12 protein-coding genes are annotated in these 13710 nt (G+C 41.5%); 3 read left to right on the top strand and 9 right to left on the bottom strand.

The annotated features are described in order from the left end of the window. From cas5 to GXZ17_RS04690, 8 genes are all read right to left on the bottom strand, one after another. The coding region (gene cas5 / locus GXZ17_RS04725; RefSeq protein ID WP_409376134.1) for a CRISPR-associated protein Cas5 at positions 1 to 362 on the bottom strand (362 nt) is incomplete at its 3' end. Between the two features lie 15 nt (positions 363 to 377). Next, complete coding sequence (gene cas7i, locus GXZ17_RS04720) at positions 378 to 1850, bottom strand: type I-B CRISPR-associated protein Cas7/Cst2/DevR (protein WP_409376133.1); 1473 nt, start codon at positions 1848 to 1850, stop codon at positions 378 to 380. 31 nt (positions 1851 to 1881) lie between these two features. After that, entirely contained in the window at positions 1882 to 2388 is a 507-nt protein-coding gene (locus tag GXZ17_RS04715; RefSeq protein ID WP_409376132.1) for a hypothetical protein, read from the bottom strand. After that, the gene (cas8a1, locus tag GXZ17_RS04710) at positions 2385 to 3509 is read right to left on the bottom strand and encodes a type I-B CRISPR-associated protein Cas8b1/Cst1 (RefSeq protein WP_409376131.1); all 1125 of its coding nucleotides are present in this window, start codon (positions 3507 to 3509) and stop codon (positions 2385 to 2387) included. The genes GXZ17_RS04715 and cas8a1 overlap by 4 nt, the downstream gene beginning before the upstream one ends. Beyond that, positions 3509 to 4261, bottom strand: a complete 753-nt coding sequence (cas6, locus tag GXZ17_RS04705) for a CRISPR-associated endoribonuclease Cas6 (RefSeq protein WP_409376136.1) — start codon at positions 4259 to 4261, stop codon at positions 3509 to 3511. Before cas6 ends, cas8a1 begins: the two co-directional genes overlap by 1 nt. Before the next feature lie 50 nt (positions 4262 to 4311). Further along, entirely contained in the window at positions 4312 to 4734 is a 423-nt protein-coding gene (locus tag GXZ17_RS04700; protein ID WP_409376130.1) for a hypothetical protein, read from the bottom strand. A gap of 379 nt (positions 4735 to 5113) precedes the next feature. Further along, positions 5114 to 6145: a helix-turn-helix transcriptional regulator gene (locus GXZ17_RS04695; RefSeq protein ID WP_409376135.1), complete on the bottom strand. Its 1032-nt coding sequence runs from the start codon at positions 6143 to 6145 to the stop codon at positions 5114 to 5116. Positions 6146 to 6373: 228 nt separating this feature from the next. Further along, complete coding sequence (locus GXZ17_RS04690; protein WP_409376129.1) at positions 6374 to 9211, bottom strand: ATP-dependent DNA helicase; 2838 nt, start codon at positions 9209 to 9211, stop codon at positions 6374 to 6376. Positions 9212 to 9714: 503 nt separating this feature from the next. Here GXZ17_RS04690 and nrdR point away from each other — a divergent pair. Genes nrdR through GXZ17_RS04675 form a run of 3 tightly spaced genes read left to right on the top strand, consistent with a single transcriptional unit; the run spans position 9715 to position 12972 of the window. Next, entirely contained in the window at positions 9715 to 10209 is a 495-nt protein-coding gene (gene nrdR, locus GXZ17_RS04685; protein ID WP_409376128.1) for a transcriptional regulator NrdR, read from the top strand. Continuing rightward, positions 10193 to 12277 (top strand): ribonucleoside triphosphate reductase, encoded by a 2085-nt coding sequence (locus GXZ17_RS04680; RefSeq protein WP_409376127.1) that lies wholly within the window; start codon positions 10193 to 10195, stop codon positions 12275 to 12277. Before nrdR ends, GXZ17_RS04680 begins: the two co-directional genes overlap by 17 nt. A 2-nt stretch (positions 12278 to 12279) precedes the next feature. Next, on the top strand, positions 12280 to 12972 hold the full coding sequence (locus GXZ17_RS04675; protein WP_409376126.1) for an anaerobic ribonucleoside-triphosphate reductase activating protein: 693 nt from the start codon (positions 12280 to 12282) through the stop codon (positions 12970 to 12972). On the opposite strand, the gene deoC is transcribed toward GXZ17_RS04675, so the two are convergent. After that, a partial coding sequence (deoC, locus tag GXZ17_RS04670) for a deoxyribose-phosphate aldolase (protein WP_409376125.1) occupies positions 12956 to 13710 on the bottom strand: 755 nt, incomplete at its 5' end. The genes GXZ17_RS04675 and deoC overlap by 17 nt on opposite strands.

The following is a 13710-nucleotide window of genomic DNA, read 5'->3' as shown; positions in this document are numbered from 1 at the left end:
CCCCCGATGTGTTCGATATGTCCCGAAACAAATCTGTTATCTATAGAACCAAACCTATTTAAATGTGAACTTTTATTTAAGTTCCGAAACCACGTATACTCGGTGCTTTTAGCCTGAAATCTCCCACAAATGCTTATTTTAATTTGCTTAAGCTTATGATATGAACAATCACAGCCTTCTCTGATACAGGGTTCTTCTTGACCGGGTAAGTTCTTTATCCCCAAAATATTTGCTATCAAACCAAGAGCCGTAGAATAGGGGGGAAGAGGATAGGTATGCCTTCTTTGATAAGTAAATGGCATCCTATAATGAGCTTGAGGTTGGTATATTTTGATTTTTAAACTGCCAATTTTAGAATCCATATCACTATCCTTTTTTCAATGTTTATTAATGCCTGACGAAGAATTGCTGTTTAATTCTTTAAGAAAATCATCCCAGTTGCCTGTTACTCTGTCATCTTTTATATCCCCATCTATATTTACTCTCTTACTATCCATTAGAAATATTTTCCCATCAATCCAGCCATTATTTAAAGCATCAGAAACCCCTATGACCTCATAGGTTTTCTCATCAATCCGGTTAAGTTCAAGATAAGGGTGAAATACTGGAGATGGGACTTTTACATATCCAGCAACTAAAAACAGGGGAATAATTGTATTTGACTCATTGCTTGATTGGGCATAAAGGCCGTTCTTGATAGCATTGAGAATCTCCATAATACGCTTTTTCTTTTCTTCTTCACTAACTTCAAAAGTTACTTTGTATTTATTACCAGCTTTTCCTATATAAATTTTTCCTATCTCCTTGCTTTCTTCTTCATTTTCCTTTTTATAAAGCTTAAAAATATTTCCTTGCTTAACCTCTCTACACATAATTTCCTCATTCCCAAGGATTTTTTGAAGCCCACTTTCAATTTTTAGCGTTTTATTATTTTCATCGTATTCCGGATCTTTTGAAACAAAGAAAACATAATAATCATCTTCCTCTTCAAAATCTTGAATTTTTATATTAGGTTTTTTAGATCTTGTGCTTTTGTCTTCTTTTTGCTCATCTTCATTACCTTTGTCTTCGCTCTTCAATATATTGGATCTAAATTGAAGATTCTCTTTATTATCGCCTGCGGATTCCATAAGAGCTTTATTAACTCTTAATTGCTTTCCATCAACATATATTTCTTTGTCATTATCAACTTTGTAGTACAAGTTACCATCTTCGTCTTCTTCCTTAGATACTTTTCCCACAATAGCATTTTGTGGTTTTTGAATTGTCAGCCACAGCCTCTCCCCTTCATAGAAATAATCTTCTATTATCCACTCATCCTTTCCCAAAACATCCGCATCAATAGTAAAGCTTACCTTATAGAATGAAAAATGTTCTTCTTTATTGTAGGGATTAGGGGTTACACTAAGCCCTTGTTTTATTCCCCGATTCACAAGGTCATGGTTAGCATAAAAAGCCATATCTCCTTCATAAGGGTCTAAACTAATAGCTTTCGTAATCCCTACAGGAGCTTTCCTGGTAATCGAAGCCTGGCTGCCTATAGTATACATATAGCCAAAGGCATCAAGTTCAGGGCTGGTTAAGATATCATCCTTTGTTATATCAAACTGGACAACGTCGCTCTGTCCTGTCACCAAGCTCGGCTTCCAATTACAAGACTTTACCAGGGTTTCAAAAAGATAATGTCTTATAGCTGGTTTTCCAATGAAACTGACTATTTTATCTCCCATTTTTAATTTTTTAATAGAAAGAATGTTTCCACCGATTTTCTCATCTCTATTCAACGCCGAGCTCTCAAAAATGACAGTAAGAGTTATATGTTTTGATTGAGTTTTATTAATATTATCCATTTTTATACCTCCGGTTTTTAAATTTCCTAATTTAACCTAACAGTCCACTTAAAAAAGAGTAAACAAGAGTCTTAAAACTCTCTATTGAATATCTGGGATTGAAGGCTTTCACAAGATGCTGATTTATCTCTTGCTGAGCGTTAGCAAATTCTCTCAAGATTATGTAAAAAACCTCATCTCTCTTTCCCATCCTCGTTAGCTCGAGCAACCTGAAAGTCAGACCCCTGGGCATTTTTTTCTTTTTATCATAAAATCTTTCATAAACTGCAGACCCTCTCAGCCCCTCTCCATAAGCTTTTAACCTGTCACATAACTCGCTGACATTCTGGAGTGATACATCATTGTGAAGTTTTTCGAGCTCACGTTTGTCTTTACCTTTTGCATTTTTTGCCGCATATTCCAATATTTTTTCCAGCTCAAACCCAACTTTTTTGTAATCACCAACTGCTTTCTTAAATAAAGAAACCTCAATCTTGTTTTGATTTATATGCTCCATTAAATCCTTTTTTATCTCCTCAAAGTTAAAATTATCACTCATACATAAACCTCCTTTTTAGTTTTTTCCTCGATCAACGCATAAAGCTTGAAAAGCTTTTGAGAAAAGGAAATTAAGTTTTTTTTATTTCTTTCAAGCCTGACTTTATCGTCTATAAATTTTTTGCTTGTTGATTTTTTCCCCTGTCTTCTTTTTTCTTCCTCCGGTTTTAGGACAATCTTAAAAATCCTTTCTGCAAGCTCCAAAATTCCTCTAAAATTACCATCCAAAACCAGATTTAAGACACTAAACTCTCCAATATCATCTAACAAGCTAGCAATTTTATTGTCAGAAAGAAGAAGCACAATTTCATAGGGTAGAGAAAAGAAATCTACCTTATCTATCTTGGTTTTTTCATCTATGATAGTTTTATATTTGTTAACCACCTCAATATTCATCATTGTCCATTTTCCGAGTTGAATATTAAGCTTTAAAGCTGCTTCAATAAGAGATATGCCAAGAATTTCTTTTGTGGTTTTAAGTTTTTCTTTTCCATAAACTTCTCTTGCGTATTTATTTAAATACCACATTGCTTCAAAGGATGGCGCGTTTATAAAGATTTCTGAACCATCAGAAAGTTTTGTAAAAGCAAGATGATGATGAATAATCAAGAATGCACAAAGAGAGCAGATACAAAGGCTTCCATTTCCATCCCAAAACCCATTAGGAAACTTCCCTATAGATGGACCCAGCATTGTATTATGTCTTATATCAAACCTTTTAATACCATCTAAAAACTTTTCTAAATCTTTGCTGTTCAAGTCTTGAATTTTTGCTTCAGGTAAAGCAAGCTTTCTGTAGCACAAATTACAACAAGTGCTGTCCTCCGTCTCTGCTATTTCAAAAAGACTTTCCACAAAATAATGAAATTTATCTTTCCAAGATGGTTGCAGAAAATTTCTATATAAGGTGGACTTCCCTACAATTGAGGATATCCTTTCTTCCGAAAAATATCTCTGTTCAACATCTAATTTATTAAAAATATCCCTTCCAAGGCTAACAGAGCCATCATTATTGAAACCATAATAATTTGATAGTTTCTCTACTCTTTCAATAGATACTAATAACCCCACCACTCCTGCGTTATATAGCCAATTGCCAGGATAAAGAACAATCTCACTCATTACACCACCTCCAACATTCCAAAACCTTGAGAACGACGCCGGCCTATTCCCAGAACCTGGATATCATTTAAGTCTCCTGGGTCTCCTTGAAGAATAAAGCGGCCACTGAAGCAGGTGAAAGTGTAAACTCGAGAAGTCTCCTCCCTCTCTCGAATAGCATGCTTGACCACTTCTTTTCGGATGTTGACCGGCTGAAAATCAAGTTTTTTCCGGAGTCCTTCTCCCCGAACACCTCGAAGCAAAGCATTAGCATAGTAATTGAGCTCCTCCAAAAATTGTTGGCTTTGAGAAGTAGGAAGAAGAGGTTTTCCGGTAGAGTCTTCAATAAGAACAGGAGAAAGCGTTTGAAAAAGAGCAACCTCCTGAGTGATTGGTCTATCTTTAATGGGGATAATTGATACAGGATATGGTAAAGTAAAATCTCCTTTAGAGAAAGGGTAAATCGACCTATCTATCACACCGTTATAAAAATCTATGAGCAGTTCCATATCGGATGTAGAAAAATAAAATGCCAGAGGCGACTTGAGAATAAACCAATCTTTATCTTCTTGAAAACTCTCGCGGTCATGGACGAAACGTACAGCAAAACAGAAAGGTTTGGGCATTTTATTGCTTCTCTGGCGGTCAAAGTGAAATAGCCGAACAAAACGTTGCTCTCCCGATGGAGTGGCTCGCAGTGCTTCTTTGAAAAAACTCATAAAAGCGTTACGGTAAAGAAGCGGCACTTTCTCAACCTTAAACTGAATTTGCACACGCAAAATTATCCCACCTCCAAACTTTAACTAACAAAGATAAACTACCTTCATTCGGTGATTTTCCAATAATCATCTTTTTCCGGGAAAATAGCAATCGCTGGCACTGTCTTCAAAATGCCCAGGGCTGTTTCATAAGTTATGAAATCGGCAAAGCTTCCTATTCCTTCTATGATTTCAAACTCAGCAGGACGCCGTTTGGGGTTCACTTCGATTACCATGAAGTTCCTGAATTTTTCATCGAGAGCCACGACAATCATGTATTTTACGGTTTGGTCATCTGGATCCGGTTCTATCAAAGACTGTATTACTGTCCCTCGAAATTTAACCTTTGCAAGTTCTGGAATCTCTAGATTATGATGTAGTTCTTCTAATGAAATTGCTTCCTGTTTTTCCTCAGCACCACAAGAAACTGCAGTAAGCAGGAATAACAAAACTGTAATCAGAAAAAGCAGATAGTTTTTTCTCCCCATAATATCACCCTCCTTTCTTTACTGAGCCGGCATCTGAACCCGGGCATAGTTCAAACATCAGCCAGGCTTTTTATAAACTCTCAGAGCTCTACAGGTTTCCCTCCTTCTAAAAATGATTTAATAATGACCCTTACCTTTGCACTGCTGGCAAACCCCGGTACCAAAACACCACATACAAGGCTGGTCGCTCGGCTTCCCATATCCAGGGTAAGCATGTTTTCCCGAACCACTACAGTATTTGCAACGGCCAGTGCCTTTGCACTGAGGACAAACTCTATCTTTAGCTCTTGTTTCGTTATCCATCATTCCACTCCCCCAAAATTAATTTCAATGATGAAAGATTTTTTTACCTTCTATCTCATCATACTCAGTGATGGTGTCATTTCCTGTCGTTGTGGTAAATTCTTTGCAATTTTTCAATTTCTTCCGCAATTTCTTTCCGCAGATATTGAGGTTCTAAAATTTCGGCATGAGCGCCGTAACCTATCACCCAGCGCTTAATTTCTTCAGGATGGCCATAAATGGTGAAAATAATTCCCCCATCGGGAAGCTCTTCTATTTCCTGGGCAGGATGCCAGATACGCTCTTTTATCCAGGCAGATTGATAACTGTCAAAACGAATCCGTATTTGAGTAGCTTCCCCCCGATACATCCGAAAAGCACGGTTTAAGTACTCCTGCGGCGAAAAATCTGGAGGTCGTGCAAAGCTTTCTTCCAGTACTTTTACCTCCTGCACCCGGTCCAGAGCAAAGTCACGAATTTCTTCTCGCAAGTGGCAAAAGCCACAAAAATACCACACCCCTTCGAAATTATAAATATGATAGGGGTCTACCTTGCGCTCGGTAACCTGGCGAGAGGAAAAACTATAATAGCTAATCAAAGCTCTCTTCCGGTCAGTTATAGCTCTAAAAAGCTCACCAAAAACCTTGCTTACATCCACCCGCATAGTAAGAGGCACAAGAAAAGGAGAGAGCAACATCTCGAAATCTTCATAGCTTATTTTGAGGCTATCTGGTAGCGCCAGTTTTAGCTTCTCCCCCAGACGATTAAAAGCTTCCTCGAGGGGCGTACCTTTGAACTGTTCGATAACGTCGAGGAAAATCAAAAGAGCCAGCGTCTCTCCTTCGGTAAGGTTAGGAAAGGGCATTGACCAGGATTCCTCAAAATAATAACCTCCACGCCCTCGGTCGTAGACAATTGGGGCATCAAAATCATCTCTTAACATTTCAATATAACGGTTAACAGTGCGCTTACTAACTTCGAGGATCTCTGCAAGCTGGGAAACACCGGGGTAGGTATCTTTTTGGATTTCTTGAACAACGCGGTAAAGCCGGAAAAGTAGTGAACGCCTGGAAAAAGTGCTCCGATAGCGGGTAGGTTTATCCTCTCTGAGAGATTCTGCTTCTCGTATCTTTTCCCCACCTCCTGTATCTTAAACCCGGCCAGTTGTTTATCAGCTAACCCGATGAGCAATATCTTCCTGGAGTTCTTTCCTTTAGCCTAAATATTCTGGCTCAACATGAGCCGGCACTAACTTATTATACCCTAAGAAAAGAGAGACAGTATCTTCATCTCGTGTCCCATCCGTACAGAGATTGCTAATGATGGAAACTCCCCCCGTTAATAAAATGAAATTCCCTCACCGCCTCACCCTTTTCTTTGGCGAAGGTGGGGAACTGCCTCCATCACAAAACCGGCATATTCCAGAGTAGTCGCATTTTGCACAGTGTTCCTTCTTTTGGCTTACCTCAAAATCACCGCTGCGGATTCCAGTCAGGATATCTTTCAGCTTCTCCGCTACCACCTCTACTTTTTCCTCGTCTGCAGGAAACTCCTCCACTGTGGCATTGCCCAGGTCCACAAAAAAAGTTCGAGGTATGTAGCCTTGAGCTAACTTAATAAACAGGGCATAGAGTCCCAGCTGAAACTCTATCTCTTCGGGAGTTACCACTTCCTGAGAAGTTCGACACATCCACACCGCTGAATCTTCACTATCTTCCAGTATGGCATCAATGCTACCGGCGAGCACCGCATTATCGGTAGGAAGCTCAATCTGGGCCTTCATTTTGTCTATTTTCATTAATTCATCAAGATTATTTTCAACAAACTCCAGTAGGGTTGCACTGGCTTTTTGTTTCATAGCGGAACTCTTTTTCTCCCCGGCAAAAGGTAAAAAGAACTTTTCTGTCATAGCTCGCTCCACTGCCCGGTGAGGTTTTTCCCCTGCCTTTATAAGCTCTACCGACATCCTCAAGCAGTTATAAAGACTCCTTCCATAGTCCAGCTCTTCTGCAAGCCCGGGACGGTATTGCCATAGCTCCCGCAACCGGTAAAAATGAGGACAGCGAAAATAAGCAACGACCTGGGGGAGAGAAAGTGCTTGAAAAACTTCTCCCTCGCTCTTATCTATTTCTCCGAAGGTTATATATGCATCATCTGTGTGTACCGGCAGGACTTCACTCAACTCTTCCACAAACACGCTAGGACGGCGAGAAACTATGTTTCCCTTTTTGCTCCGGTTGGTTCTAAAATAAGTAACACATAATACGTTTTTTGCCCTGGTCAGTGCTACATAAAATAGCTTTCGCTCTTCTTCTATACTTCCTTCGTAGCGCTTGGCGTCAAAGAGGTTTCTGGGAAGCAGCCAGTCTTTTTCTTTCCCTGCTCTCATGGAGGGAAATCGGGCATTAACCACCGAAGATACAAAAACCACCGGCCACTCCAGCCCCTTGGCCTGGTGCACAGTGCTTATAAATACTGCATCAGTGGTCAGATAATCCTCAATAGAGTGTTCTTCATAAGCTCCGCGAGCATAGGCGTTCATATACCAGCACAAGCCCCTCACTACCTCGTTCCATTCTACTCCTGCTCCTCCCAGCCGGTAGGAAGACTCATAATCAAACAATATGGAGCTAAAACGACCCAGGTTGGCCATCAACACCGCATGCAAGGAGTGAGAAGGATCGAGCTTTAGATAGCCAAGAATTACTAAAAGCCGGTGAAAGACCTGGATTAAATTTTGATATTTTCCCTGTAGCACTTCTTCCCTCCACTCTCTCAGCTCCGAATAAATCTTTTCCCTATCCAGGGCAATGCCAGTAGCTTTAGACCAGAGCGCTACTCCTTTCTGTACCAATAAATCACCCCTTATCTCGCTTCCGCCCGCCTGCCAGAAACCATCCTTTCCCAGCCAGGCAAAGAGACAACCCATAGCTTGAGCTTCTTCTCGGAAAAACAGTCCTACGTTACCTCCCACGAGATACGGTATATCGCGCCTGCGAAGCTCATTTATAAAAGGTACAGAATAGTTAGCCACACTCCGCAGAAGAATGGCACAGTCTTTGAAACGGCATTTTCCGCTTCGAACGGCGGAGGCAATTTCCTTCACTACCCATCTGGCCTCCTCTTCCGGATCCGGAAGAGATACCAATCCTACAAAACCCTGGTCTTTCCTTTTAGCAGATATAGGCCCATAGCCTTTTTTGAAGGTATTCTCAAAGTAATTAGCAGCTCTAACGATGGGAGGTACGCTTCTGCGATTCTCCATCAGATAAAAGGTCTGCACCCCGGGGAAGCATTTTTCGAATTCTTCAAAGAACCGCTCGTCTGACCCCCGCCATTGATATATGCTCTGCCGCGGGTCACCAACTACAAACACACTTGCTTCTCGCCCCAGGAGCCTGATAAGCTCCTCTTGAGCCCGGTTGATATCCTGATATTCATCCACCATCAAATACTGGATGTAGCTTACACGATTACTTTCTTTTTTAAGATTCTGAATTGCCAGGTCTATCATTCTTCCAAAAGTGAGCAAACGATAGCGGTCCAGAAGTTCTTCATAATCGCAGAGAAGAGAATGAAAGATATCGCACTTTTCTGAGAGTCGCTTTCTGTCTATCAGCTCATTGTAAACTATGTTTACCGCCTGGGTAAAATTGAGACATTTTTGCAGGTAGTTCCTCCCCTGCACGTTTTCTCTGATACCCAGTTCATGGCCCACTCTGAATAACAAAGCAACTTCCTGATTTTCATCAAGCACATTAAACTCCGAATAACCAAAGTAATTATGCAAAAGATGAAGACAATAGGCGTGGATGGTGCCAATATACATACCGCTTAACTCCGGAAAATTCTCTCCGGTCAGCTCGCGAATACGGGAATATATCCTGGTTTTCATGCTTGCAGCAGCTTTTTCAGTGAAGGTAAAAGCAACAATACTTTCTGGAGACACACCTTCATACAACAGAAGGTAGAGCAACCTCCGGGTGAGAGTTTCAGTCTTCCCCGTACCCGCCCCCGCTATCACCCTGATATGTTTTGCCTCCGAGGTAACTACTTTTGCTTGCTCTTCGGCCAGGGGAAGGGGCTTATTAATTATTTCGGTAAGGATTTCTTCCCTGGTGAGCTCCATCTTCTTAACGATTTTTACCCCTCCAGTAACCGGGAAAACTTTTCCCTGAAAATCGCTTGTTCTCATCGTATAGCTTGAGCAAAAACTACCTTATTATAGTATCACACAAAACCTGTCAAATTGCTCAAACCTTAAAGGCGAGTTACATCGTGCTAAAAGCTTGATACGCCACAAACAGCCTGCAGCGCTAAAAACAAAAAGAAGGCAAGAGCTCCTATGACCCCCACAAAAAATCACAACAAAAAAGTTAGAACCGATACCACGGGTAAGAGAAAAAATAGAACAGCCTGAAGCACAAAATTGAAGAAAACAGACCAAAAAACTCAAAAAGCATAAAAATGCATTGAGGGAAAAATGCCCCAGCCCTGAGAGAAAAAAGAAGCAGAACACCAAATAGAGGACATTATAATTGTTTTTACAGCTTTAACTATAAATTAGCCTTCCCAGTTTTCCACAAGAAAAAATATTTTTCTAAATTCGTAATTTTCCTCTTGCAATTAAAATAAAAACCTGTATACTATATGTAGTGGTTGTTAGAAACAATAATTCAATATGTTGGGTAAATTATTATGCATTGTCCTTTTTGTGAGGAAGAAGATTCCCGAGTTGTTGACTCTCGAATAGTAGAAGGTGGGGCGGCAGTGCGCCGGAGGAGAGAATGCCCCCGATGCCAGCGCAGATTCACCACCTATGAGCGTTATGAACAGCAACCTCTTCGAGTAATCAAAAAAAGTGGGGAGAGAGAGCTGTTCAACCGGCAAAAAATTTTGCAAGGAATGCTCAAAGCGTGTGAAAAAAGACCGGTAACTATGGAAGTTTTAGAGTCCCTGGCTGGAGAAATAGAAAAGGAGCTGCGGGATGAGGGTTATGAAGAAATCCCCACTTCTCACATTGGTGAAAAAGTGATGGAGAAACTAAAAGAAGTAGACCAGGTGGCTTATGTTCGCTTCGCCTCGGTTTACCGGGAGTTTCGAGAGATTGACCAGTTCTTAGAACTGCTTTCTACTTTGAATCGAGAAAAAAACACCTCGGAAAGGAGAGAGGTTGATGAAGGAAAAGATTGATTTATCCCCCAAAGAAGTACGGAAAAGGGATGGGAGGGTAGTCCCTTTCGATCGGCAAAGGATTGAGCGAGCCATTTATAAAGCTTTCCAGGCTGTAGGAGAGGAAAATACCACTATCCCCGAAGAGCTAAGTCATATAGTTACTCAGAAGCTCTTCCATAAGTTTGGTACTGACACCACTGTAGACATTGAGGTCATCCAGGATATAGTGGAAGAAACCTTGATTGAAAATGGATTTGCCAAAGTAGCCAAGGCCTACATTCTTTATCGGCGCAAAAGGCAAGAAGCAAGAGAAGCTCTTCAAGTAGCAGTAAACGTGGAAAAAATTGTTCAGGATTATCTTATCCAGGCAGACTGGAGAACACAAGAAAATTCTAACACTACTTATTCTTATCCGGGGTTGGTTCTCCACGTCGCCGGCTCGGTTATGGCTCACTATACTTTGAACCAGATATATCCCGACGAGGTGAAAGAAGCCCATGTTAATGGTGATATACACATTCACGACCTATCCTATGGAATTACTGCTTATTGCGCAGGATGGTCTCTGGAAGAACTTATCAGAGAGGGTTTCGGAGGGGTAAAGGATAAAATAGCCGCAGGCCCGGCCCGCCATCTTTCTGCTCTCACGGGACAGATGGTTAATTTTTTAGGCACCATGCAAATGGAGTTTGCCGGTGCTCAGGCTTTCAATTCTGTAGATACATATCTCGCTCCTTTCGTGCGTTATGACCAGCTCGATTACCGGGCTACCAAACAGCTTATTCAGCAGATGGTGTTTGCCATGAATGTCCCCTCCCGATGGGGAAGCCAGGCTCCCTTCCTGAATTTTTCTTTTGATTGGGTAGCCCCCGAAGATTTAAAAGACCGTCCGGTCCTAATAGGGGGAGAAGAAAGGCCAGACCTGGGAACTTATGGCGAGTATCAGGAAGAAATGGATATGATCAACCGGGCTTTTATCGAGGTAATGTTAGAGGGAGATTACGAAGGAAGAGTGTTTTCTTTTCCCATTCCTACTTATAATATCACCCCCGATTTTCCCTGGGATTCAGAAAATGCGCAATTGCTCTGGGAGCTTACCGCTAAATATGGAGTCCCGTATTTCCAAAACTTTATCTCCAGTTCCTTAAAGCCTGGAGATGTGCGCTCTATGTGTTGCCGGCTGCAACTGGATCTCCGGACTTTGCGCAACCGCTGTGGAGGGCTTTTTGGTTCTGCCGATAAAACAGGCTCTATTGGTGTCGTAACCATCAACCTTCCTCGTCTTGCTTTCTTGAGTAAAACTGAAGAGGAATTCTTTACTCGCCTGGATAAATTAATGAATATTGCTAAAACTGCTTTAGAAATCAAAAGAAAAGTGGTGGAAAGAAACCTGAGAAACGGGCTCCTGCCCTACACTCGTCGCTATTTAGGAACTTTCCGCAATCATTTCTCCACCATAGGCCTGCTGGGGATGAATGAAGCCTGTCTCAACTTCTTAGGAGTATCCATCGCTGAAAAAGAAGGAAAAGATTTTGCCATCAAGGTATTGGATTTCATGAGAAATAAATTAGCCGATTTTCAAGAAGAAACTGGTAACCTTTATAATTTAGAAGCCACCCCGGCAGAAGGAGCCAGCTACCGCCTGGCTCGATGTGATCGCCGAGATTTCCCCGACATCATAAGTGCCGGAGAAGAGGAGCCTTTTTATACCAATAGTACTAATTTGCCGGTCAATTACACCGATGACCCATTTGAAGCTCTGGAACACCAGAAAGATTTGCAAACTTTATATACCGGAGGAACGGTATTTCACGCTTTCCTCCCTGAAATGCCTCATCCTGAAGCGGTAAAGCTATTTATCAAAAGGACTTTTGAGCATTATCCTATTCCTTATCTCACTGTCACTCCTACTTTTTCAGTTTGTCCGAATCATGGATATCTGAGAGGTAAAAAGTTCATCTGTCCAGAGTGTGAAGCAGAAACAGAAGTTTACTCTCGAGTAGTAGGCTATTATCGACCGGTTCAGAGATGGAATAAAGGAAAGCAAGAAGAATTCAAAGAGCGTAAAGAATTCGCTATCCCTTAAAAATGTTTCGAGGCTGGCAAAAAGTAAGTTATATAGAATACCCAGGCAATATTGCTACAGTGCTTTTCACTGGGGGGTGTAATTTTCGTTGCCCTTACTGTCATAATCCGGAGCTGGTGGAAAATTATTCTATATTTCCGGAAATAAGAGCAGAAGAAGTGTTACAGTATTTGGAAGAGAGAAAGGGCTTGATAGATGCAGTATGCATTACGGGAGGAGAGCCACTTCTGTGGAAGGAGGAGCTCCTCCCTTTCCTTATTAAAATCAAAGAGCAAGGATTTAAGGTCAAAGTGGATACTAACGGGAGCAGCTATTCTTCCTTTCTGTCTTTTGAAGAAATAGTAGATCTGTGGGGCATCGATTACAAAGTGCCCCTCTCTTCTTACCATCTCGTGCAAGGAGAAAAAGAAATACAATCTGTTAGAGAGGTATTGCGAGAAGCTTTAAAATTCCCGGAGAAAGTAGAATTTAGAACCACCATTTTCCCTCCTTTTCACCAGAAGGAAACTCTGCGGGAAATGGCAGAAGAAATAAAAAGCGCTCATACCTGGTACTGGCAAAACTTTAATCCTTTTAAAACTTTAGATAAAGAAGCTCAAAAGGTCACCCCTTATTCCTTTTCTCTACTACAGAAATGGCAAGATGAGGTTAACCGTGAAGTAGGAAAAGACCTGGTGGTTATTCGCCCTTCATGATTTTCACTCCGCTTGAAGTACCTAAACGGTTGGCTCCAGCCTTAATCATCTGCAGAGCTACTTCCCGGGAGCGGATACCGCCTGCTGCCTTTATCCCCATACTTTCTCCAACTACCTGACGCATAAGTTCTACGTCTTCAACTGTTGCGCCACCAGAGCCAAAGCCGGTGGAAGTTTTTACAAAATGAGCTCCTGCAGCTTGAGCAATCAAGCATCCCACCACTTTTTCTTCGGGGGATAGATAACAATTCTCAAGAATCACTTTCACTATCCCTGGAGACACTTCCTCCACCACTCCCCGGATGTCCTGGTAAACTAACTTCCAATCACCATTTTTGAGGGCTCCCAGGTTTATTACCATATCTACCTCCCTGGCTCCCTCCTGGAAGGCTAAGCGAGCCTCTCGGGCTTTAATCTCTGGTTTGTTCTGTCCCAGTGGAAAACCAGCCACCGCCACCACTACTGTCTTCGTGCCTCTGAGAAGCTGGGCACATTCAGGAATATGAAAAGGGTTAACGGATGCTCCCCAAAAATTCCACTCTTTAGCTTCCTGGCACAGATTTTCTACTTCTCCTAAAGTAGTATGGGGTTTGAGCAGCGTGTGGTCAATGTGGCGGGCTAAAAATTGCGATAGAGCCTCTTCTTCCCGGGGAATATCTTCAGGAGGAAATTCTCTCTTTTCCTTAATCTTCACTCCTAAGTGGTCTTCTACCTTTTTTTTCCACTCTTCAATTTCTT

Origin of the sequence: Candidatus Sordicultor fermentans (assembly GCF_012728195.1) — a bacterium.
In the GTDB taxonomy this organism is placed as follows: Bacteria; Atribacterota; Atribacteria; order Atribacterales; family Caldatribacteriaceae; genus Sordicultor; species Sordicultor fermentans.
Note: the sequence above shows the minus strand (reverse complement) of the source record. Positions and strands in the feature narration are given on the sequence as shown.

Excerpts from the sequence above, each read along its gene's own strand:
- cas8a1 (WP_409376131.1), bottom strand. The coding sequence starts at position 3,509 with ATGAGTGAGATTGTTCTTTATCCTGGCAATTGGCTATATAACGCAGGA.
- GXZ17_RS04690 (WP_409376129.1), bottom strand. The coding sequence starts at position 9,211 with ATGAGAACAAGCGATTTTCAGGGAAAAGTTTTCCCGGTTACTGGAGGG.
- GXZ17_RS04675 (WP_409376126.1), top strand. The coding sequence starts at position 12,280 with ATGTTTCGAGGCTGGCAAAAAGTAAGTTATATAGAATACCCAGGCAAT.
- GXZ17_RS04715 (WP_409376132.1), bottom strand. The coding sequence starts at position 2,388 with ATGAGTGATAATTTTAACTTTGAGGAGATAAAAAAGGATTTAATGGAG.
- nrdR (WP_409376128.1), top strand. The coding sequence starts at position 9,715 with ATGCATTGTCCTTTTTGTGAGGAAGAAGATTCCCGAGTTGTTGACTCT.
- GXZ17_RS04680 (WP_409376127.1), top strand. The coding sequence starts at position 10,193 with ATGAAGGAAAAGATTGATTTATCCCCCAAAGAAGTACGGAAAAGGGAT.
- GXZ17_RS04700 (WP_409376130.1), bottom strand. The coding sequence starts at position 4,734 with ATGGGGAGAAAAAACTATCTGCTTTTTCTGATTACAGTTTTGTTATTC.
- cas7i (WP_409376133.1), bottom strand. The coding sequence starts at position 1,850 with ATGGATAATATTAATAAAACTCAATCAAAACATATAACTCTTACTGTC.